Annotated in this window: 25 protein-coding genes; all 25 read left to right on the forward strand. The window is 48.4% G+C overall.

Annotation, left to right across the window (positions count from 1 at the left end):
- Positions 1-22 precede the first annotated feature (22 nt).
- The 25 genes from fliP (at position 23) to BM200_RS04235 (ending at position 22,431) form a co-directional block, all read left to right on the forward strand.
- The gene (fliP, locus tag BM200_RS04115; RefSeq protein ID WP_245772934.1) at positions 23-730 is read left to right on the forward strand and encodes a flagellar type III secretion system pore protein FliP; all 708 of its coding nucleotides are present in this window, start codon (positions 23-25) and stop codon (positions 728-730) included.
- Positions 731-753: 23 nt separating this feature from the next.
- Positions 754-1,023, forward strand: a complete 270-nt coding sequence (fliQ, locus tag BM200_RS04120; protein ID WP_091181611.1) for a flagellar biosynthesis protein FliQ — start codon at positions 754-756, stop codon at positions 1,021-1,023.
- A gap of 16 nt (positions 1,024-1,039) precedes the next feature.
- Positions 1,040-1,834, forward strand: coding sequence for a flagellar biosynthetic protein FliR (gene fliR, locus BM200_RS04125; protein WP_091181612.1), 795 nt, complete (start codon positions 1,040-1,042; stop codon positions 1,832-1,834).
- 13 nt (positions 1,835-1,847) lie between these two features.
- The gene (gene flhB, locus BM200_RS04130) at positions 1,848-2,945 is read left to right on the forward strand and encodes a flagellar biosynthesis protein FlhB (protein WP_091181615.1); all 1,098 of its coding nucleotides are present in this window, start codon (positions 1,848-1,850) and stop codon (positions 2,943-2,945) included.
- A 22-nt stretch (positions 2,946-2,967) separates the two neighbouring features.
- Entirely contained in the window at positions 2,968-5,001 is a 2,034-nt protein-coding gene (gene flhA / locus BM200_RS04135; RefSeq protein WP_091181618.1) for a flagellar biosynthesis protein FlhA, read from the forward strand.
- Positions 4,998-6,233 carry a flagellar biosynthesis GTPase FlhF gene (gene flhF / locus BM200_RS04140; protein WP_091181621.1) on the forward strand — a complete coding sequence of 412 codons (1,236 nt, stop codon included), beginning with the start codon at positions 4,998-5,000 and terminating at the stop codon, positions 6,231-6,233. The genes flhA and flhF overlap by 4 nt, the downstream gene beginning before the upstream one ends.
- Positions 6,226-7,098: a MinD/ParA family protein gene (locus BM200_RS04145; protein WP_091181623.1), complete on the forward strand. Its 873-nt coding sequence runs from the start codon at positions 6,226-6,228 to the stop codon at positions 7,096-7,098. The genes flhF and BM200_RS04145 overlap by 8 nt, the downstream gene beginning before the upstream one ends.
- A gap of 28 nt (positions 7,099-7,126) precedes the next feature.
- Positions 7,127-8,440, forward strand: a complete 1,314-nt coding sequence (locus BM200_RS04150; RefSeq protein ID WP_091181625.1) for a protein-glutamate methylesterase/protein-glutamine glutaminase — start codon at positions 7,127-7,129, stop codon at positions 8,438-8,440.
- Positions 8,441-8,477: 37 nt separating this feature from the next.
- Positions 8,478-10,550 carry a chemotaxis protein CheA gene (locus tag BM200_RS04155; protein ID WP_091181627.1) on the forward strand — a complete coding sequence of 691 codons (2,073 nt, stop codon included), beginning with the start codon at positions 8,478-8,480 and terminating at the stop codon, positions 10,548-10,550.
- A gap of 13 nt (positions 10,551-10,563) precedes the next feature.
- Positions 10,564-11,025 (forward strand): chemotaxis protein CheW, encoded by a 462-nt coding sequence (locus tag BM200_RS04160; protein ID WP_091181629.1) that lies wholly within the window; start codon positions 10,564-10,566, stop codon positions 11,023-11,025.
- 2 nt (positions 11,026-11,027) lie between these two features.
- Entirely contained in the window at positions 11,028-11,648 is a 621-nt protein-coding gene (locus tag BM200_RS04165) for a chemotaxis protein CheC (RefSeq protein WP_091181632.1), read from the forward strand.
- Entirely contained in the window at positions 11,645-12,139 is a 495-nt protein-coding gene (locus BM200_RS04170; protein ID WP_091181635.1) for a chemotaxis protein CheD, read from the forward strand. Before BM200_RS04165 ends, BM200_RS04170 begins: the two co-directional genes overlap by 4 nt.
- A gap of 1 nt (position 12,140) precedes the next feature.
- Positions 12,141-12,572, forward strand: coding sequence for a hypothetical protein (locus BM200_RS04175; protein ID WP_091181638.1), 432 nt, complete (start codon positions 12,141-12,143; stop codon positions 12,570-12,572).
- A 5-nt stretch (positions 12,573-12,577) separates the two neighbouring features.
- The gene (locus BM200_RS04180; RefSeq protein ID WP_091181641.1) at positions 12,578-13,348 is read left to right on the forward strand and encodes a FliA/WhiG family RNA polymerase sigma factor; all 771 of its coding nucleotides are present in this window, start codon (positions 12,578-12,580) and stop codon (positions 13,346-13,348) included.
- A 15-nt stretch (positions 13,349-13,363) separates the two neighbouring features.
- The gene (locus BM200_RS04185) at positions 13,364-14,770 is read left to right on the forward strand and encodes a flagellar assembly protein A (protein WP_091181644.1); all 1,407 of its coding nucleotides are present in this window, start codon (positions 13,364-13,366) and stop codon (positions 14,768-14,770) included.
- A 39-nt stretch (positions 14,771-14,809) separates the two neighbouring features.
- Positions 14,810-15,136: a hypothetical protein gene (locus tag BM200_RS04190; RefSeq protein WP_091181647.1), complete on the forward strand. Its 327-nt coding sequence runs from the start codon at positions 14,810-14,812 to the stop codon at positions 15,134-15,136.
- 18 nt (positions 15,137-15,154) lie between these two features.
- Entirely contained in the window at positions 15,155-15,706 is a 552-nt protein-coding gene (locus BM200_RS04195; protein ID WP_091181650.1) for a DUF6115 domain-containing protein, read from the forward strand.
- Complete coding sequence (locus tag BM200_RS04200) at positions 15,699-16,262, forward strand: hypothetical protein (protein ID WP_091181652.1); 564 nt, start codon at positions 15,699-15,701, stop codon at positions 16,260-16,262. The genes BM200_RS04195 and BM200_RS04200 overlap by 8 nt, the downstream gene beginning before the upstream one ends.
- A gap of 188 nt (positions 16,263-16,450) precedes the next feature.
- Positions 16,451-17,149, forward strand: a complete 699-nt coding sequence (gene rpsB, locus BM200_RS04205; RefSeq protein ID WP_091181654.1) for a 30S ribosomal protein S2 — start codon at positions 16,451-16,453, stop codon at positions 17,147-17,149.
- Between the two features lie 104 nt (positions 17,150-17,253).
- Complete coding sequence (gene tsf / locus BM200_RS04210; protein ID WP_091181657.1) at positions 17,254-17,904, forward strand: translation elongation factor Ts; 651 nt, start codon at positions 17,254-17,256, stop codon at positions 17,902-17,904.
- 110 nt (positions 17,905-18,014) lie between these two features.
- A complete protein-coding gene (gene pyrH, locus BM200_RS04215) occupies positions 18,015-18,743 on the forward strand; it encodes a UMP kinase (protein WP_015844996.1) in 729 nt (242 codons plus the stop codon).
- On the forward strand, positions 18,743-19,297 hold the full coding sequence (gene frr / locus BM200_RS04220) for a ribosome recycling factor (RefSeq protein ID WP_091181659.1): 555 nt from the start codon (positions 18,743-18,745) through the stop codon (positions 19,295-19,297). The genes pyrH and frr overlap by 1 nt, the downstream gene beginning before the upstream one ends.
- Before the next feature lie 65 nt (positions 19,298-19,362).
- Positions 19,363-20,130 carry an undecaprenyl pyrophosphate synthase gene (locus BM200_RS04225; protein ID WP_091181662.1) on the forward strand — a complete coding sequence of 256 codons (768 nt, stop codon included), beginning with the start codon at positions 19,363-19,365 and terminating at the stop codon, positions 20,128-20,130.
- Positions 20,131-20,156: 26 nt separating this feature from the next.
- A complete protein-coding gene (locus tag BM200_RS04230) occupies positions 20,157-20,951 on the forward strand; it encodes a phosphatidate cytidylyltransferase (protein WP_091181665.1) in 795 nt (264 codons plus the stop codon).
- 340 nt (positions 20,952-21,291) lie between these two features.
- Complete coding sequence (locus BM200_RS04235; RefSeq protein ID WP_091181668.1) at positions 21,292-22,431, forward strand: 1-deoxy-D-xylulose-5-phosphate reductoisomerase; 1,140 nt, start codon at positions 21,292-21,294, stop codon at positions 22,429-22,431.
- The last annotated feature ends 7 nt before the right edge of the window (positions 22,432-22,438 follow it).

Raw genomic sequence — 22,438 nt, forward strand, 5'->3', positions numbered from 1 at the left:
CGTCACCGTACTGCTGGGGGTTATGCTGCTGCAATCGCATGCGTTTGCGGCCGATCCGCTCCCGAATGTGGATATCAGCATTGGTGATGGAAGCGAAGAGCCGGGAACAAGCGCTTTGTCGCTCCTGCTTCTTATTACCGTATTAAGTATAGCACCAGCGATTCTTGTACTAATGACGAGTTTTACACGAATCGTAATTGTTCTTGGATTCGTTCGGACATCGCTTGGAACACAGCAAATGCCGCCGAACCAGGTTCTCATCGGACTAGCTATGTTCCTGACCTTTTTCATTATGGCCCCGACATTCTCTCAAGTGAACGAAGTCGCTCTGCAGCCTTATCTCAAGGGTGAAATTACGCAGACCGCAGCACTTGAGAAAGCGGCTGATCCGATGAAGAAGTTTATGATCTCGCATACCAGGGAGAAAGACTTGCTTCTGTTCCTCAATTACACGAAGACAGAGAAGCCGGAAACCTATCAGGATATTCCGATTACGGTTCTTGTCCCGGCATATGCGATTAGCGAACTGAAAACTGCATTCCAAATGGGCTTTATGATCTTCATACCATTCCTGGTCATCGATATGATTGTGTCGAGTACGTTAATGGCGATGGGGATGATGATGCTGCCTCCGGTCATGATATCCCTGCCGTTTAAGCTATTATTATTTGTTCTGGTAGACGGGTGGTACCTGATCGTCAAATCATTGCTCTTAAGCTTTAATACGTAACTAATGACAGGGAGGAACGTTCAATGAGTGCTGATTTCATCATCGGATTGGCTGGACAGGCCATCAGTACCGTATTGAAAGCCAGCGCGCCGATGCTCGTTCTCGCTCTAGTCGTCGGATTAATCATTAGTATTTTTCAAGCGACTACCCAAATTCAAGAGCAGACGTTAGCTTTTGTGCCTAAAATCGTAGCGGTCTTTGTATCCTTGATTATATTTGGACCTTGGATTCTGAATGTAATCGTCGATTTCACCTACAATCTGCTGAACAACTTGTATAAATACGTCGGATAGGTTGTGAACGGAGATCATGGATCAGATCGTGGAGTACTTCCCTATTTTTTTGCTTATTTTTTGTCGAATGACATCGTTTTTCGTCGTAGCTCCATTGTTCAACATGCGTGGTGTGCCAAGCACTTTCAAGATCGGCCTGGGCTTTTTTCTCTCTCTGATTGTCTTTATGACCTACGGATTGAAAGAGAAGTCGCTGCCGATGGACGCGGGTTATATTCTGTATATCTTCCGGGAAGTTCTGATCGGACTTCTAATGGGGTATATCGTCTATCTGTTTATGACGGTTGTACAGACGGCGGGCGCCTTAATGGATATGCAGATCGGATTTGCCATGTCGAACGTGATTGACCCGATGACAGGTGTCTCGGCTCCGTTGCTTGGCAACTTCAAGTACATGCTTCTTATCATGGTGTTCCTGTCGGTGAACGGTCATCATTATCTGCTGACTGGTCTGATGGACAGCTACAAATGGATGCCGCTGTCTAACGAATTGTTTAGTGCGATATACAACGGCAGTATTACCGATTTCTTATCTCGGGCTGTAGGTAACGCCTTCCTGCTAGCGATGCAGGTTGCAGCTCCGCTTGTTATCGCCATGTTCCTGACTGACGTTGGCCTTGGCTTTCTTGCGAAGACGGCCCCTCAATATAACGTGTTTGTCATCGGGATTCCGCTGAAGCTTTTGTTGGGTCTTGGTTTACTGATCTTGCTGCTTCCGGGTGTATCCGCGATATTCGAGAGACTGTTCGCTATTATGTTTGATAACTTGGAGCAAATGTTTGGCATCATTCAAGAAACCGAAAGCAAATAAGGAGGCTGCAACGTTGAGATCTTACTACCTAGAGCTAGACTTGCAGCTGTTTAGTCAGGAAAAAACAGAAAAAGCGACACCCAAGAAAACACAGGAAGCCCGAAAGAAAGGGCAGATTGCGAAATCAAATGATTTGCCAAGCTCGATGATCCTGCTCTTTACCTTTGCGACATTTGCTGCGCTAGGCACTTACTATAAGACGCGGATCATGAGCGTATTCCAGGAGTTGTTCGAAAATTGGCTGACGATGGATGTAACGGTAGCGAACATTATGCCGCTGTTTAGCAAGCTTGCGGTAGATATGCTGATGTTCCTGGCACCAATCTTCGCCATCGTAGTGATTGTTGCCATACTCGGCAATGTCATGCAGTTCGGATTTCTGCTGACAGGTGAACCGCTAAAGCTGAAGTTCACAAAGTTAAACCCCATTAACGGCTTTAAGCAGATATTTTCCATGCGTTCTTTGGTGGAATTTCTGAAAAGCATAACCAAACTCTTGATCATCGGATTTCTTGTTTATCAGGCAATTTGGAGCGATTGGGACAAAATTCTGGTCCTATCCAGTCTATCGATTCAACAAATCTTTCAATTTACTGCAGGACTTACAATTAAACTTGGTCTGGAAACAGGTGCTGTGCTTGTCGTATTGGCTTTCGCCGATTACATGTATCAGCGGTATGAACATGCGAAGAGCCTGAGGATGTCCAAGCAGGACATCAAAGACGAGTACAAGAAGTCGGAAGGCGATCCTCTCATCAAAGGTAAAATCCGTGAAAGGCAGCGCCGGATGGCGATGCAGCGGATGATGCAGGAAGTGCCTAAAGCCGACGTCGTTATAACGAACCCGACTCACTTTGCGATTGCCTTGCAATATGATGCTGCCAAGATGGAGGCACCACTCATCATTGCCAAAGGGATGGATCATGTCGCGCTCCGTATTCGGGAGGTTGCCAAGGAACACGGCGTTGTAATGATGGAAAATAAACCGCTGGCCAGAGCTTTATACGATCGGGCCGATATTGGGGATTCGATTCCCGCCGATTTGTTCCAAGCTGTGGCGGAAGTATTGGCGGCTGTTTATAAAATGAAAGGCCGAGTTCGATCATCATAACTGAAAGGGAGAAGACAACATCATGAAAGTAAAAGATATTGCTATCTTAGCTGGGATTATCGGCATCGTACTCATGATGGTCATCCCCATTCCTCACGTACTTCTAGATATTTTGCTCATTCTGAACATTTCGATCGCGCTCATGATCCTGCTGATTGCGATGAATACGAAGGAAGCTCTCGATTTCTCCATCTTCCCTGCCATTCTGCTTGTCACGACTTTATTCCGCCTGGCGCTAAACGTATCGACAACTCGTAATATTTTGTCGCATGGCTACGCTGGTGAAGTTGTACAAACATTTGGGACCTGGGTTGGCGGCGGGGAAATCGCGATTGGCTTCATCGTCTTCCTCATTCTGGTCGTTGTCCAGTTCATCGTTATTACGAAAGGTTCGGAACGGGTAGCGGAGGTTGCAGCCAGATTTACACTCGACGCGATGCCCGGCAAGCAAATGAGTATTGATGCCGACCTGAACGCAGGACTGATTAATGAACAGCAGGCGCGCGAGCGCCGCTCGAAAATAGAAAGAGAAGCGGATTTTTACGGCTCGATGGACGGTGCGAGTAAATTCGTCAAAGGCGATGCGATCGCTTCTATTATTATATTGCTGATCAACTTGATTGGCGGTTTTATTATCGGAATGGCTATTCACGGATATAGCTTCCAGGATGCGCTACAAACGTATTCGATCCTGACGATTGGTGACGGTCTGGTCAGCCAGATTCCAGCCTTGTTAATCTCTACGGCTGCCGGCTTAATTGTAACCCGCGCAGCATCGGATGGTAACTTCGCACAAGATGTGACGCAGCAGCTGCTCAAATATCCGAAGCTCCTATATATCGTTGCGGGGACCGTAATGCTGCTTGGTTTATTTACGCCAATCGGTATTATGCGTACGTTGCCGTTTGCCGCTATCCTGGTGTTTGGTGCATGGAAGATGCAGCAATCTATTGCAAAGCAAATGCAGCAGGAAGAGCTTATGGAAGAAGAGCAGCAAATCGAAGAGGTACGCAGTCCCGAAAGTGTTATCAGCCTGCTTCAGGTAGATCCAATCGAGTTCGAATTTGGATATGGCCTGATTCCGCTGGCGGATACGCAGCAGGGAGGAGATTTGCTCGACAGGATTATTATGATCCGGAGACAATGTGCCCTGGAGCTTGGTCTTGTCGTTCCGGTCATTCGGATCCGCGATAACATCCAGCTTAAGCCTAATGAATACGTCATTAAGATTAAAGGCAATATCGTAGCCCGCGGCGAGCTACTGCTCAACCATTATCTCGCCATGAGCCCTGGATTCGAGGACGAGTCCGTCATCGGGATCGAGACCACAGAACCGGCATTTGGGTTACCGGCAATCTGGATTGATGAGCAAATGAAAGAAAGGGCGGAAATCTCAGGATACACGGTTGTTGATCCTCCTTCTGTTGTAGCGACCCATTTGACAGAAGTCATTAAACGTCATGCGCATGAACTGATTGGCCGCCAGGAGACAAAGGCTTTGGTAGAAAACGTGAAAGAAGCGTACCCGGCTCTTATCGAAGAACTTATTCCTTCTATATTAACAATTGGCGACTTGCAAAAAGTATTGGCAAAGCTCTTGCGGGAGAAGGTTTCGATCCGGGATCTCGTTACGATCTTCGAATCTCTTGCGGATCAGGCTCATTATACGAAGGACCCTGATATTCTAACGGAATATGCTCGTCAAGCTTTATCGAGACAAATTACCCAGCAGTTTACTTCTACGGGCAATATGCTGAAGGTGATTACCGTTGGTCCTTCTTTAGAGAAGAAGATTGCCGAGTCCGTTCAGCAGACGGATCAGGGCAGTTATATTGCTCTCGACCCGGTTGCTACCCAACAAATCTATCAGAAGCTCAATGAGCAAGTATCGCGCCAAATTCAATCAGGCCAGCAGCCAGTGGTACTGACTTCGCCTACCATTCGCATGTATCTGAGACAAATTGTTGAGCGGACCATGCAGGATATACCGGTGTTATCATACAGTGAGCTTGAGCCTAACATTGAAGTGCAGAGCGTAGGGGTGGTGAATTTATGAGAGTGAAACGTTATGTGGTAAACGCTTTGCCTGAAGCTTTACCGATGATTCGAAGCGAGCTTGGTAAAGATGCAGTCATTCTGAATACAAAGGAAGTCCGGATCGGCGGATTTATGGGGATGTTCCGGAAGAAGAAGATGGAAGTAATCGCAGCCATTGAATCCGGCGCAGCTGCTCCTGCAGCGGCATCCGAGCCAAAGAAGGCAGCTGCTGATGTACAGCGAGTCGTTCATGCCATTCAAGAGTCGAAGAGACAAGCGGCAACGGCGGTTCTGGAGCCACCGCTTCCTGCTGCTCCGGTACAGGCTCCTCCGGCAGTGCCGGTTGCGCCTCCGTCCCTTGCGAATAATCGCATTAACGAGGACTTGCTGGAAGAGATCCGTTTTATCAAGCAGTCTTTGAAGCAGCTGTCGATGCACAAACCAGAGGATGCAAGACCGCTTGTCATCCAAGCCCTGTACGGGCGGTTGATTCAGCAGGAGGTTGAACCTGAGCTCATTGACCGGTTGATAGATTCGATGAACGGGAAGCTGGCAGACCGTCAGGAAGAACCGAATGCTGCGGCCGTGTGGACAATTGCCCGTGAGCTGCTGATTGAATGGCTTGCGCCATACAGCAACCATTCCATTAATGAATCGGCAAGAATCGTCCATTTTGTTGGACCGACAGGTGTGGGCAAGACAACAACCATTGCTAAGCTGGCGGCAGGGCAATCGATCAAATACGGCAGGCAGGTAGGTTTGATTACCTCGGATACTTACCGGATTGCGGCGGTTGATCAGCTTAGGACGTATGCGAATATCCTGAACGTTCCGATGGAAGTGGTATTCTCGCCGATGGATCTGCCCAAAGCATTCAAGCAGCTGGAAGACCGTGAATTGATCTATATGGATACGGCTGGCCGGAATTTCCGCAATGAGCTTCATGTCTCGGAAGTAAACAGCCTTCTTCAGTCCAATGATCAGAGTGAAACGGTACTTGTACTCAGCCTCACCGGCAAGACGAAGGATATGATGGCGGTTGCCGATAACTTTGTGAAGTATGGGGTTCGGAAGGTACTGTTTACGAAGCTGGATGAGACATCCGTTTACGGTTCGATCTTAAATCTAGCTTTGCAATATGAATTGCAGCCTGTATTCATTGCAAGCGGTCAGACGGTGCCTGATGATATTGGCCCGTTTGACGCGGAGCGTTACATCGATGCACTGCTGGGGGCTCCTGCCGATGAATGATCAAGCGGAGGCGCTGCGCAACATGGTAAAGATGAGGATGGGACAGGATACTGCCCGTCCTACCCGCATCGTGACGATCACGAGCGGGAAGGGAGGAGTTGGAAAATCCAACTTCAGCTTGAACTTTGCCATATCGCTACAACGCCTGGGGAAAAAAGTACTCGTATTTGATGCCGATATCGGAATGGCAAATATCGATGTTCTGATGGGGGTAACCTCCGCCTATCATCTCTATCATCTGTTCAAGCAGGATAAGACAATCTGGGATATTATTCAGATCGGGCCATCAGGCGTGCATTTTATCGCGGGCGGCTCGGGGTTTCAGGACCTGCTGGAATTATCGTCAGAGCAGCTCGACTGGTTCTCGGAACAAATAGGCAAGCTTCAGGGGGAGTATGATTACATCCTCTTTGATACCGGAGCGGGATTGTCCAAGGAAACGGTCAAATTTATATCAGCAGCAGAAGAAACCATTGTCGTAACAACACCAGAGCCTACTGCCATTACGGATGCTTATGCTCTAGTGAAAATGGTCAAGTCTATGGGCATTAATGCAGCCTTTAAGCTGATCATTAACCGCGCAACAGATCGCAAGGAAGGCATCCAGACAGCGGACAAAATTAATCTTGTTGCCAGAAGATTCCTTCAGGCAGAGCTTCCGACATTAGGCGTTATTCTGGATGATCCGAATGTCACCAAGGCTGTGAAGCGCCAGACGCCGTTTACGGTTGCCTATCCTGTAAGCGATGCGTCAAGGGGGATTGAGGAAATTGCACGCCGATACTTGGAGATGTCCATTCCGGAACAAACCACCGCAGCGGGAGTAAGAGGTTTCATACATAAGATGTTTAGGTTATCCCGGTAGTTATTCGTACATAAGAGGGGGGAACAGGATGACTCCTTATCGCGTGCTGGTCGTGGACGACTCGCCTTTCATGAGAAAAATATTTAGCGATTTGATCGTACAAGACCCCCAATTTACGATTGTGGCAACAGCCTGTAACGGTCTAGAAGCCGTAGAGGCAGTGAAGAAGTGGAAGCCCGATGCTGTAACCCTTGATCTTGAGATGCCAGAACTGAATGGAATAGGCGCCTTGCAGCGCATCATGAGAGAACAGCCTACTCCGGTTATTATGCTGTCTGGCATCAGCGAGGAAAACACAAGAGAAACCATCAAGGCACTTCAGTTCGGAGCGTTTGACTTTATCCGCAAGCCGATGGGGGCATTCTCCAATGATATTGTCCGAGTCGGCGAACTGCTGCTTGAAAAGCTTAGAATTGCTGTCCTGATGAGAAGGTATACGGTTCCTGTCGGATTGACGGAGGAGCGTAATGGTTCTGAGAAGCCAGGCAAACCAGAACGGCCGCAGCTGGTAAAGCAGGTTACGCCGGCTGAAGAGCAGAGTAACCGAAAGCGGGGGCTTCGGCAGCCCGAGCAGCAGGCGGAGACGAGAAATTCCGCAGCTTTGGTGTCAATGCCGGATAAGAAAGCTTCAACTGGCGTAAAGAAGCCGGATAAAAAGCCTCCCGGTGATATCAGACCTATCGGGTTAGCACCAGTAGCGGCGGCGCTGGAGGACAATTTGGGACAAAAGCGGCCGAAGCAGAAATCTGATGCTGGCGACAGCTTTGATCACGTCATTGCCATTGGAACGTCTACGGGCGGACCTCGTGCTCTGCATGAGGTGATTACATCGCTTCCGTCCCGGTTGACTGCTCCGGTACTGGTCGTCCAGCATATGCCGCCAAAGTTTACAAAGTCGCTTGCTCAGCGTCTGGACAGCTTTAGTGAACTGGAAGTTGTGGAAGCGGAGCAAGGAGACCGGTTGAAGGCAGGGGTTGTATACATAGCACCCGGGGGACATCACATGGAGCTGGCAAAGGATCAGAGCGGCTATTATGTTCAGCTTACCCAGAAGCCGCCGCGGAATGGACACCGTCCATCCGTTGATGTCCTGTTTGAATCGTTAACCCCGTTTGATGAGCTTAAACGTCATGCCGTCATTATGACGGGAATGGGAAGCGACGGAGCCAAAGGGATGAAGGCTCTGGTCGACAGCGGCGCGGATTCGGCAATCGCCGAATCGGAACAGACCTGCGTCGTTTACGGAATGCCACGCAGCGCGATAGAGAGCGGCTGCGTGAAGACGGTACTGCCTTTGCAGCAGATTGCTGCCGAGCTGCAGCACGCGGTTTTGAAAGGATAATAGATCATATAAAAGTCCTATCAGGAGGTGCGACAAAATGGATATGAATGCCTACTTATCGATGTTTATCGACGAGTCCAATGATCACCTGCAATCTTTGAACGAAAATTTGCTACGCCTCGAAAGCGACCCTGAGGATCTGTCGATCGTCCAGTCGATTTTCCGCTCTGCCCATACGCTAAAAGGGATGTCTGCGACAATGGGGTATGAAGACCTTGCCTCTCTGACCCATGAGATGGAAAATGTGCTTGATCTGGTGCGGAACAGCAAGCTGAAGATGGACAGCTTTATCTTTGATACCTTGTTCAAAGGGCTGGATGCTCTTGAGTCCATGGTTCAAGATATCGTTCAAGGGGGAACGGGTAAAGCGGATGTTACCGCAATTGTTGCCTCTTTACAGTCGATTGTAAAAGGTGACTATAAAACAACCGGTGCTTCTGCAGTACCGGCGGCGGCAGCATCCGGACAACAGTCGGGCGGATTGCTGGACGAGTTCCAAACCTCTGTTATCCAGCAATCTATCGATAGCGGACATAACGTTTACTATATTGAGGTTGAAGTCCGCGAAGATTGCGTGCTGAAAGGCGTCCGCGCCTATATGGTGTTTGACCTGCTAGGCAAGAACGGCGATATCGTGAAGTCGGAGCCGTCGGTAACCGATCTGGAGCAGGAGAAGTTTGACCGATCCTTCACGGTATTTGCAATCTCGACCTTGTCTCAGCAAGAGCTGGAAACCCAAATTGCAGCGATTTCGGAGATTGACAAAGTTTCCGTCGCGCTGCTGGATCTTGAATCCCTGGCGATGTTGAATAATGCAGCTTCCAAGGAGCAAGCTCCATCAGCTGCACCTGCTTCGACACCTGCTTCAGCACAAGCAGAATCATCAACGAAGGAAGAGGCCGGCAAACAGGTTGCTGCAGCTCGCTCGCAAGCAGCCGCTTCTTCGGCTCCTGCAGCTGTATCGAAAACGATCCGTGTTGATATTGATCGTCTGGATGCCTTGATGAATTTGTTCAGCGAACTGCTCATCGACCGTGTAAGGCTAGAGCAATTGTCCAGCGAAATCCGCCGCAATGATCTGACGGAAACCGTGGAGCATATGACCCGTGTCAGCTCCGATCTGCAGAACATTGTCCTGAAGCTGAGAATGGTGCCGGTGGATTCGGTATTCAACCGATTCCCGCGGATGATCCGCGACCTTGCCAAATCACTCGACAAGAAGATCGATCTGGTGATCACTGGCGCCGATACGGAACTTGACCGGACCGTTATTGATGAGATCGGCGATCCGCTCGTTCACTTGCTTCGCAACTCGGTCGATCACGGAATTGAAACGACCCAAGAGCGTCTTGCAGCAGGCAAACCTGAGACGGGAACCATTCATCTGCGGGCTTATCACAGCGGCAATCATGTCTTTATTGAGGTGGAAGAAGACGGACGAGGCATTAACCGCGAGAAAGTGCTTAAGACGGCTATCAAGAACGGCGTTGTTACCGAAGAGCAAGCAAAGCAGCTGACTGATGAAGACGTCAACATGTTGATCTTTGCTCCGGGTTTTAGCACGGCAGATAAAATCTCCGATATTTCCGGACGCGGCGTTGGTCTTGATGTTGTAAAATCGAAGATCACCTCGCTGGGCGGCAATGTTACCGTGGACTCCGCGCTTGGACGCGGGACGAAGTTTGCTGTTCAATTGCCTCTGACTCTATCTATTATTTCGGCTATGCTAATTAAGCTAGGTTCAGAGAAATATGCGATTCCTCTTACGTCAATCGTAGAAACCGGTATCGTTCAGAGAGATCAAATCTTAAATGTTCACGGCAACCGGATGATTCATTTCCGTAACGCGATCATACCTTTGGTCTCCCTCAGCAAAGTGCTCGATTCGCCAGACTTTAATGAGCATAACGAATCGGAAACCGAAATTGTTGTTATCCGCAAAGGGGATAAATGGGCGGCAGTGACGGTTGATGAGTTTATCGGACAAAGTGAAATCGTCCTGAAGTCTCTCGGCAAATATTTGACCAATATCGAGGCTATATCGGGTGCGACCATTCTTGGCGACGGCCAGGTAGCGCTCATCATTGATCCTAACGCATTAATCAAATAGGGAGGGCTTACCGATGGGAGAAGAATTAAAAGTTATCGTATTTTCGCTGGCACATGAGGAATATGGCATTGAGGTGGATAAAGTTCGTACAATCGAACGTTTATCCCCAATTACCCGGGTTCCGAAAACTCCTTCCTTCATTAAAGGAGTTATCAATCTGCGCGGTATTGTTGTTCCTGTTATCGATTTGCGCGGCCGCTTTGGGCTGACAGAATCTGCAACTACGGAGAACAGCCGTATTATTGTCGTTGCCGTAGCTGATATGGAAGTTGGCTTTATCGTTGATTCTGCCAATGACGTTGTAGATATCGATACGGATACGATTGATCTGCCGCCTGAAATTGTCGGCGGCATTAAAGCGAAATATTTAAGAGGCATTGCCAAATTCGGAGATAACCGTCTTCTGATTATGCTCAACCTGTCCGAAGTGTTGAACAAGAGCGAAATTATTCAACTTGAACAGTTAGAGGTGTAAGAGTGGACGCTTTTAACCGATTCAAAGCATTTGAGTTGGATGTACTGAAGGAAGTAGGCAACATTGGAGCGGGTAATGCGGCTACCGCATTATCCTGCCTCTTGGACAAGCCGGTTGATATGGCTGTACCTAAGGTCAGCCTGCTGCCGTTTGAAGAAGTTGCGGATCGGGTTGGAGGCTCCGAGCAGGTCGTTATTGCGGTATTCCTACGAGTAGAAGGGGAAGCACCCGGCAATATGTTTTTCATCATCCAGGAGGATGCGGCCAGACGTTTGCTTAGGCAGCTGCTCTCGCTTGAGAATGAGGAGCAGGACGATTACACGGAGATGGAGATGTCTGCACTTTGCGAGATCGGCAACATTTTGGCAGGATCTTATTTATCCTCTCTTGCCGATTTCACGCATTTATCGATGGCTCCTTCCGTTCCTGCCGTAGCGAGGGACATGGCAGGACCAATCTTGACCTATGGACTGATGCAGTACGGCGAGATGGGTGATTCCGCACTGCTGATCGAAACAACGTTTCTCGAAGACCGAGAAGAGCTGGAGGGACATTTCTTCCTGATTCCGGATCCGGATTCCTTCTCCAAAATATTTCAATCCTTGGGAGTACTGACCGAATGATCCAACAAGATGTGATCAAGGTCGGCATGGCAGATTTAAAATGGGCTGCGGGCGGAGCACATCTGCGGACAACAGGACTAGGCTCTTGTGTCGGACTGACGTTATACGATCCTGTTGCACGAGTAGCGGGAATGGCACATGTTATGCTGCCATCCTCGGAAATTGCCAGAGAGTCGACCATGAATATTGCCAAATATGCGGATACGGCAATTCCTGAGCTAATTGGGCAGATGAAAGCTGTAGGAGCCGTTGTAGGGCGTCTTGCAGCAAAAATGGCCGGAGGAGCGCAAATGTTTGCCTTCTCGGGCCAATCGGATTCGATGCGAATCGGACCCCGGAATGTAGAATCCTGTTTAGCAATTCTCGCGAACTATTCCATTCCCGTACTTGGGCAGGATACAGGCGGGAATTATGGCCGCACGATTGAAATTGACAGCAGCAGCGGAGTATTGACCATAAGAAGCGTGCAGTTTGGGATAAAGGAGATTTGAAATGGTTGGAAATTGGCGATGGAATGTGGGCCTCGGGATTGTTGGCGCGGTATTAACCTTATTATTCTCAATTGGTAAAAATCCGCTGTCTGTCATGCTGATGCGCAGCATGTATGCTTTCATCGCCTTTGTTGCGATTGCATTTGTTCTGAGGGTTGCACTGGCTTTTATTCTTCAACCGCCAGTGATGCATCAAGCCGAGACAGCCGGGGAGGAAGGGAAAGGTACGCAACTGGATCTCCAAACTCCTGATGAGAGCGAAGACCTTAATCAAATGCTCAAATCTCAGATGGACGGCCACAAAGCACAGGAAGTTGAACAGCCGGACCAGAATAGGCAGTTTAAGCCGCTAACGCCGCCTAAGCTGGTATCTACACAGAATAAAGAGCCCGAAGAATTGGCTAAGGCCGTTCGTCATCTGACAGGAGGGTGAGAGACATGATTGCGACTGCTAATTTGGATATGTGGCGAGCATGGAGAGAAGATGGCGATCTTGAAGCCAAGAAACGTCTTATCGAGCAATTCTTGCCTTTGGTCGATTATGTAACGAACCGAATGGCGATTGGGTTGCCCAAAAATGTTCTAAAAGACGATCTCGCCAGCAATGGCGTGATGGGACTTATTGATGCCATCGAGAAATTTGATTATTGCCGGGGACTGCAGTTTGAAACCTACGCATCCTGGAGAATCCGCGGATCCATTATTGACGGTCTGCGCCAGGGTGACTGGGTCCCGCGCTCGGTCAGAGAAAAAGCTAAGCGTATTGAAGAAGCGTATCAAAGCCTTGAGCAGAAATATTTGCGCTCCGTTTCGGATGCAGAGATTAGCGATTATTTGAATGTCAGCGAGAAAGAATTCACGACGATGCTCCATGAAATTGCCATTACGACGGTATGTTCGTTGGAAGATCCGATTCGTGAAGAAGAATCGGAAACGAGACTGTCGCTGCTTGTTGACGAGAGGGCGAAAAACCCGGATCATAAGGCGCATGAATTTTTTCTCAAGGACTCGCTCATCAGCGGCATTGAGAAATTAACGGAGAAGGAACGTACCGTTATTTCGCTCTTCTATTATGAAGAATTATCGTTAAGCGAAATTGCGGAAGTCATGTCACTTTCACCGTCGAGAATTTCACAGCTTCATTCGAAAGCTATTTTACGGCTGCGCGGGGCATTATCCAAACATAAAGATCAATTACTGCAGCATTAGAGGGGAGTAGGCAAGGTGGAAGACCATTTATTGGAAACTTACTTGCGTATCCAGATATCAGCTGATAAGCTGTCTGCCTTCCTGACCTTTAACCGGATCACCGAAGATTTCGACTGTACTCCCGGTCAATTGGAACGTTTTGTACGCAGCAAGGGTGTTGTTTATGGGATACGCACAAGTGTGTTAAGTGAAATTTGCAGCAATACGCTTGCTTATTGTAAAGAGCAAACCATCATTGCCGTCGGTCATCCGGCCACACCTGGCAAGGACGGTTCCATCCGTTACGCCTATGAACTGCAGGATAAGTCACAGCGTCCGGCAGAACTGGAAGACGGCAAGGTTGATTTCAAGGAAGTATCTCGTTTGAAAAATGTAAAGCGTGGTCAACTCATCGCTGAGCGGATAGAAGCCATGTTCGGTTCCTCGGGCATGATGGTAACCGGCGATGAAATACCGGCCAAGCAGGGCAAGCAGGCAAGGTTTAAAGTGGGTAAAAACGTCGTTGTGAATGAGACGCAAACGGCGATGTATGCCTTAATTGACGGTCTTGTTACGATTACTGATAAAGAGAAAGTAAACGTTTTCCCGGTATATGAAGTAAACGGAGACGTTGATTATAGAGTCGGCAATATTGATTTTGTCGGGACCGTTGTTATTCGCGGCAACGTACTCAGCGGTTTCAGGGTGAAGGCTTCCGGCGATATTCGCGTCATTGGCGGCGTTGAAGGGGCAGAGATGGAATCAGAAGGTTCCATCGAGATTACAGGCGGTATAATGGCCGGAAACAAAGGCTATATCAAGGCGCAAAAAAATGTAAAAAGCTCGTTCATCCAAGACAGCAATGTTATTGCCGGCGAGGATGTACTTGTGTCTCAGAGCATTATGCATTCGAATGTCCGGGCAGGACGCAATGTCGTGTGCCAAGGGGCGAAAGGATTAATTGTCGGCGGATCGATTCAAGCGGTTGAGCAGGTCTCTGCACGCGTGATTGGCAACACCATGTCAACAGCAACGGCAATCGAAGTAGGAGTAAGGCCGGAATCCCGTTCCGAGCTTCAGGAGCTTCGGTTAAAGCTGCGTCAGCACATGGATGCCATTGACAAGACGTCAAAAGCACTCGCTATTCTGGATCAACAAGCGGCTATGGATCAGCTGAATGATCAGAAGATGGCGATGCGGATCAAACTGGGTGCAACCAGACGCCAGACAACAGCCGAGATTGATCAGATCAGAGAGCGTATTCTGGAAATTGAGAAAACGCTGGAGGATACGGACAAGGCGAAGGTCGACGTCAGTCATACGGTGTACGGCGGAATAAAGATTGTCATCGGTCGTTATACGCGTTTCATTAAAGATCCGGTACAGCGCGTTTCTTTCCGTTACTCGGAAGGGGATATCGTTCAATTACCTTTGTTTACGTAGTGCCAGTTTATACTGTGTCTCTAAGAAAGGAGCTTGAGAATGCCGTTTAGGCCGATTGACTTGCAATGGTCGATCCCCCGCACCCCGGAAGCAGGCGGAATACAAAGTCAGACGAACCACAGGATGACCGCGGAACTTTCGCGTTTGGCAGAACTGGCATCCAAGCAGACAGAGCAATTGCGCAGTAAAAACACCGGCATAGAACAGACAGGCGGACCAAATGTACGTAATGAGAGAGACCGGCACCACGGAAAACCTTATCTGGCGAAGCGCAAGCACAAGCCGGATGAGTCCGGGGAATTAACGGAAGAAAGCCGCCAGCCTGAGCATCCCTTTAAAGGGCATCACGTTGATATTTCGCTATAATAGTAGAGGGTGTGAATAATGTCTAATTGGACGTATATTGTACTGCTTGGAGCTGTTGTAGCCGTGGCTTCATTATTTCTTCCAAAGAAGCAACAGGCGCAGGAATCAAAGGATACACGCAACATGGAGATTGCCCTGGAGCAGTTTATGGAGAATACGGAGCTTGATCATCAAGAGCTCGTGAAGCTGGTTACCGTCTTGCGCGAAGATGCAAAGCAGCAAGCGGAACAGAGCAGACTCCGGCTGTCTGAAGTGGAGAACAAATGTTCCTCGCTTGAACAACAGCTGACTTTCCTGCAACAGCAGCGCCAGAACGATAAGCTGCTTGCTGCACAGACGATGACAGGATCTGTACAGGCTCAGGCAACTGCGTCTATGGAGAAGCCGGCGGTTGATGAACCGGCTTCCCAGCCAATCGCATCGGGCATTCAGATGCGTTATTCCGATTTGTTCGAGCTCTACAAGCAAGGCAAATCCATCGAGGCAATCGCGAAAAAACTGCATATGAATAAAGGGGAAGTACAACTTATTTTGCAGCTGGCCAAGCAGGAGGAGAAGGCTCATGTTTAAGAACCGCTCCTTTGTAGCCGGATTGGGTGTCGGTATTATTGCCGGCGCTATTTTGCTGCAGCTCATGCAGATCGGAGATGAAAGCCAGCAGAATCTGTCGGCAGGATTCAAGGAACGGGAACCAAAACTCTATACGCAGGCGGAGATGGATGCCAAGCTTGCTGAGGAGCGGGCTAATGCCATCAAAGAGGCGGATAAAGCGGGACAACCGGCTTCGGAGAAACCGGAAGCGACACCTGCTGCAGAGACTTCGAAACCACCTTCTGATGAGGATATGAAAGAAGTTACGGTAGAGAAGCCTTCCGCAGAAGAGAAGCCTGTACTTAAACGGCAGGTTCGTATAACAGGCGGCATGAATTTAACCGATACAGCTGATCTGCTTGCCGGGCAAAAGCTGATTTCAGATAAAGAAGCTTTTATCAAGGCAATGAACAAAAAGACCGTTCGTGCCGGTTATTTTATTTTTGAGGGAAATCCGAAAGTAGAAGAGATTATCCGAATCCTTACCAGCCAGCCGCTTACAAAGTCGGAATTCGACTCTAAAATGAAGAACTGAGGACAGACTGCAAAATTTCGACAAACATCTGTTGCACCGACTTGTCAGATATGTTATATTAATTGACGGTGTTAAAAACACACGCCTATTAATTCCGTTAATGGTGCTTCCGGTCGCCGGAAGTTTTAGCGGAAGATGCGATGGGCGGAGGTAACTACTCAAAAACCATAACAGGAGGTGTGTTGAATATGGCGGTTATTTCCATGAAACAGCTTCTCGAAGCTGGGGTACATTTCGGTCACCAGACTCGTCGTTGGAACCCTAAGATGGATCGTTATATCTTCACAGAAAGAAACGGAATTTACATTATCGACCTGCAAAAAACAGTTAAGAAAGTCGAAGAGGCTTACAACTTCGTACGTTCTATCGCTGCTGAAGGCGGCACAATGCTGTTCGTAGGTACGAAAAAACAAGCTCAAGACTCGGTTAAAGAAGAAGCAGAACGTTGCGGCAACTTCTACATCAACCAACGTTGGTTGGGCGGCACGTTGACTAACTTCCAAACGATCCAAAAACGTATTGACCGTCTGCGTCAACTCGAAAAATGGTCGGAAGACGGAACTTTCGAAGTTCTGCCTAAAAAAGAAGTTATCATTCTTAACAAAGAAAAAGACCGTCTGGAAAAATTCCTTGGCGGCATCAAAGGCATGAAAGGTCTGCCTAGCGCGCTGTTCATCATCGATCCTCGTAAAGAGCGTATCGCTGTTGCTGAAGCACGCAAACTCGGTATTCCAATCGTAGGTATCGTTGATACGAACTGCGATCCGGACGAGATCGACTATGTAATTCCAGGCAATGACGACGCGATTCGCGCAGTTAAATTGTTGACGTCCAAAATGGCTGACGCTATCGTGGAAGCTAACCAAGGCGAGCAAACAACTGCTTAATCCGATATAATTGCTACAACAAAGGGTGGTCAGAAGGTGAAAGCCTCTCACCGCCCTTTTTTTGAACGTAAAAACTATAAATGGAATTTCCAGGAGGGCTAATCATGGCGGTATCCGCAAGCGCAGTAAAAGAACTTCGTGAAAGAACTGGAGCAGGTATGCTCGATTGCAAGAAAGCATTGGACGAAACAAACGGTGACATCACTAAAGCAATCGAATTTCTTCGTGAGAAAGGCCTGTCCGCGGCTGCTAACAAAGCTGGCCGTGTTGCAACTGAAGGCGTAGTTGAATCGTATATCCATGCAGGCGGCCGTATCGGCGTTCTGGTTGAAATCAACTGTGAAACGGACTTCGTTGCGAAAACAGATCAATTCCGTACTTTCGCACGTGACATCGCAATGCACATCGCTGCTGCAAACCCTAAGTTTGTTAAGCGTGAAGAAGTTCCTGCTGAGGAAATCGAAAAAGAGCGCGAGATCTTGAAAGCTCAAGCGCTTAACGAAGGCAAACCAGAAAAAATCGTTGAAAAAATGGTTGACGGCCGTATCTCGAAATACTATGAAGAGTACTGCTTGATGGAGCAATCCTTCGTTAAAGATCCGGACAAAACAATCTCGGCTCTTCTTAACGAGAAAATCAGCGCTATCGGTGAGAACATCTCGATCCGTCGCTTCGTTCGTTACGAACTGGGCGAAGGCCTTGAGAAAAAAGTGGATAACTTCGTTGAAGAAGTTATGGCTCAAGCAAAACTGTAAACCGAACGCACAGGCGGGGCGGGGCGTTCGCCCCGCTCTTTTTTTCTAAAATTCTAAGCAATTAATAGGATGTTACCTCGCCCGCGAGGTACAAGATGGAGGTAGGGACGATGGGGCAGCCTGTTTTCAAAAGAATTGTTCTTAAGGTAAGCGGTGAATCTTTGTCAGGAGATCAAGGCTACGGCATTGAAGCTTCCGTCATTTCGGAAATCGCCGATCAAGTCAAAGAAGTCGTTGCACTTGGCGTTGAAGTCGCTATCGTTGTAGGAGGCGGCAATATCTGGCGCGGTATCGCGGGTACGGCTAAAGGTATCGACCGTGCAACAGCTGACTATATGGGCATGCTGGCAACCGTAATGAACTCTCTTGCCTTGCAAGATGCTCTCGAACAGATTGAAGTGCCGACTCGTGTTCAAACTTCGATCGCGATGCAACAAATTGCGGAGCCTTACATAAGACGCCGCGCAATCCGTCACCTGGAGAAAGGCCGCGTTGTTATCTTCGCTGCCGGCACGGGCAACCCGTTCTTCTCGACGGATACAACAGCAGCACTTCGCGCAGCAGAGATCGAAGCAGAAGTTATTCTGATGGCGAAAAACAAAGTTGACGGTGTATATTCCGCTGACCCGTTCAAAGATGCAACAGCAGAGAAGTACGAAGAATTGACGTATATGGAAGTATTGAACAAAAATCTTGGCGTTATGGATTCAACGGCATCGTCGCTTTGCATGGATAACAATATTCCGCTCGTCGTGTTCGCGATTACTGAAAAAGGGAATATTAAGAAAGTCGTGCTTGGTGAGAAGATTGGTACTATTGTGAGAGGAAGTGCGAAATAATGCCGCAAGCAGTTAAGAAAAATGCAGAAGAGCGTATGGAGAAAGCAATTGTTGCTTTGAAACGTGATCTGGCTACACTTCGTGCAGGACGGGCGACGCCTGCTTTGCTCGACCGTGTTCAAGTTGAATATTACGGGGCACCAACGCCCGTTGCGCAATTAGCGAATATTAATACACCGGATTCCCGCACGCTGTTCATTCAGCCTTGGGACAAATCGTCAATCGCTGCAATCGAGAAAGCGATTATGAAATCCGATCTTGGTCTGACTCCATCCAATGATGGCTCGGCTATCCGTATTACACTGCCGCCTCTTACAGAAGAGCGCCGCAACGATCTTGTTAAGACAACTAAAAAATTCGGCGAAGACGCGAAAGTTGCAATCCGCAACATCCGTCGTGATGCGAATGATGAGATCAAAAAGATGGAGAAAACGACGGTTTCTGAAGATGAATCGCGTCGCCATCAAGAAGATATCCAAAAAACAACAGACCGTTTCATCGCAGAAGTTGATAAAGTATTGGTTGCTAAAGAGAAAGAGATTATGGAAGTATAATTGCGCCTACAGCCCCTCCGTCAGGTGGGGTTTGGTTTTTTGAAATCCGGGTGGGAGGAACAAACATGATCAGTCGACTTTGGGCCAAACTTGGCAAATCATCCTCGAATGCGGCTGAACCGTTTTTGGCAACTGACAATGTTCCGAAGCATATTGCCATAATAATGGACGGCAACGGACGTTGGGCGAAGAAACGTGGACTTCCACGGATCGCCGGCCATCATACTGGTATGAAAACGGTGAAGCGAATCGTAATGGAGGCAGATCGTCTTGGTGTCAAATATTTGACAATGTACGCTTTTTCCACGGAAAACTGGAAGAGGCCCAAAGACGAAGTTGATTTCCTGATGAAGCTTCCACAACAGTTTTTGGAAATTGAACTGGAAGAGCTCATTGAGAAAAATGTTCAAGTTCGCATGATGGGGCACAAAGAGAACCTGCCATCGTTTACACTGAACGCTGTTGAGGAAGCAATCACGAAGACGGCTAATAATACTGGACTCGTACTCAATTTTGCTCTTAATTATGGCGGTCGTAAGGAAATGCTTGAAGCGATTAAAGAAATTGCAGTCGATGTACAGGGTGGGCGATTATCTACAGAACAAATTGACGAGCAGCTGTTATCCAGCCGTTTGTTAAGCGGGGACATCCCCGATCCGGATCTGTTAATTCGTACAAGCGGCGAACTTAGGCTGAGTAACTTTATGTTATGGCAGTTGGCCTATAGTGAAATGTGGTTTACGAACGTATACTGGCCGGAGTTCACAGAAGCTCATCTGCAGGAAGCCATACAAGAATATCAGCGCCGTGCACGGCGATATGGCGGTTTATAGCATCGATAACGGAGTGTGACCTTCACTTGAAACAAAGAATCATATGGGGACTGCTTGCCGGAGCGGCATTTGTCGCATTGCTTCTAGCCGGCGGATGGTTTTATGCAGCTACGCTTGTATTTCTCGCCTTGCTTGGGTTTAACGAGTATACGAAAATGAACGGGCACACTTGGAATGAACCGGCGTCTTTGCTTGGTTATGCAGGTGTGCTGCTGTTCGTGCTTCCTTGGAAGCTTATGGGCGTAGATTCACCCTCTGCGATTACCGTTCTCTGGATATTGGCTTTCTTGCTTTTAGCTGTAACGGTATTTACCAAAAACAAAATAACCATCGATGGCGCCTCGCTTATGTTGTTAGGCGCTTTATATGTAGGTTACGGCTTTAGCTCGATGTATGCCGTTCGGGACCTCGAGCTTCACGGGATCTTCTGGTCGTTTCTTATTATTACTTGCAACGTAGCGTCCGATGCAGGAGCATATTTCGTCGGACGGTCAATGGGCAAGCATAAGTTATGGCCGTCTATAAGCCCTAACAAGACGATTGAAGGAGCTGTCGGTGGTGTTGTGCTGTCTATTATTGCAGCACTCGTGTTTGCAATTTGCGCACCGCATATCATCGAGACCTTTAATGCTTTGTTGATTGGTCTTATCGTAGCGGTAGCCGGACAGCTGGGCGACTTGATCCAATCGGCTTACAAACGTGTCCGCAATATCAAAGACTCCGGCTCCATTCTGCCGGGTCACGGTGGTGTACTCGACCGTTTTGACAGTTGGATTATCGTGTTCCCGCTGTTGATCTTGACCGATTTGTTACCTACATAAAGAATGGTGCAGAGCAAAGCGGGTGACACTTACTCCCATGTGGGAAAGTGATAATATGGAGTTCTCGACATGTTGATGATTCTTTCTCTGCTCTCCATCATTTTTCTTTGGCCATTCCGACTTGGAAAGAATGCCGAGTCGATACTTTGCTCTGAAGTGAGCGGAGTGGAAGTGTCATGGAAGAGAAGCGATAGCGCTCGCCTTTGTCTCTGAGTTTCAACCGCTATGCGGATGGAGATCAAGAAACTTAGAGACAACAGCGATCGAAGCCATGACACTTATGCGCAGCGAATGCTTTTCAAGAGCAATCAAATGCATTAATGAGTTCCAGGAGGAATCCATGAAAAAAATCACCATATTAGGCTCAACCGGCTCTATCGGCACCCAAACGCTTGATGTCATTGCCAATGATCCGGAGCGCTACGAAGTGGTTGGCTTATCGGCAGGCAGTAATTTGCCTTTGCTGATCAAGCAGGCCAAGCAATTTCGGCCTTCCGTGGTTTGCCTCGCAAATAAGGAATTAGCGGAGCAGGCAAAGGCAGAATTGTCCTCGAGCATTCAGGTGCTGTATGGGGAGGAAGGGCTTGTTGAACTCGCGGCGAAAGATGAAGCGGATGTCGTTGTGACGGCGATTGTAGGAAGCCGCGGACTCCCGGCAACTCTTGCTGCCATTGATGCGGGCAAGACAATTGCACTTGCAAATAAAGAAACGCTGGTGACGGCTGGTCATATTGTTATGGAGCGTGCCAGACAGAAGGGCGTCTCAATCATTCCGGTAGACAGCGAGCATTCGGCCATTTTCCAATGCTTGAATGGAGAAGATTTGAAAGCACTGCAGCAGCTTACATTGACGGCATCTGGCGGATCTTTTCGTGACCGTACGCGCGAGCAGCTCGCCGGTGTAACGGTGGCTGAGGCGCTGAACCATCCGAACTGGTCCATGGGCGCCAAGATTACGATTGATTCCGCAACGATGGTGAACAAAGGGCTCGAGGTAATCGAAGCAAAATGGCTGTTTGATGTGACGTACGATCAGATTAACGTTTTGATCCATCCGGAAAGCATCATCCATTCGTTTGTAGAATTCAGCGATAACAGTGTAATCGCTCAGCTGGGCTTGCCGGATATGCGTGTTCCGATTCAATATGCGCTGACCTATCCGGAGCGCAGGCCGACTCCGACAGGTCGGCTCGATCTTGCTGCAATCGGAAAGCTTCATTTCCGTGAGATGGATTTTGCGAGATACCCTTGCTTGAAGCTTGCTTTTGACTGCGGCCGTGCCGGACAGTCTGCACCAACCGTATTTAATGCAGCCAATGAGGTTGCAGTAGCCCGTTTCTTGAACGGAGAGATTGATTTCTTAGGCATTGAGCGAGTGCTGGAGCGTGTACTTGAGCGCCACTCGGTAACAGCAGTTAATGATTTGCAGGCAATAGCAGCAATTGATGCTTGGGCTCGTAAAGAGGCAACAGTCATCTAGCTTTTGC

It is taken from the genome of Paenibacillus catalpae (assembly GCF_900112695.1).
Classification (GTDB): Bacteria; Bacillota; Bacilli; order Paenibacillales; family Paenibacillaceae; genus Pristimantibacillus; species Pristimantibacillus catalpae.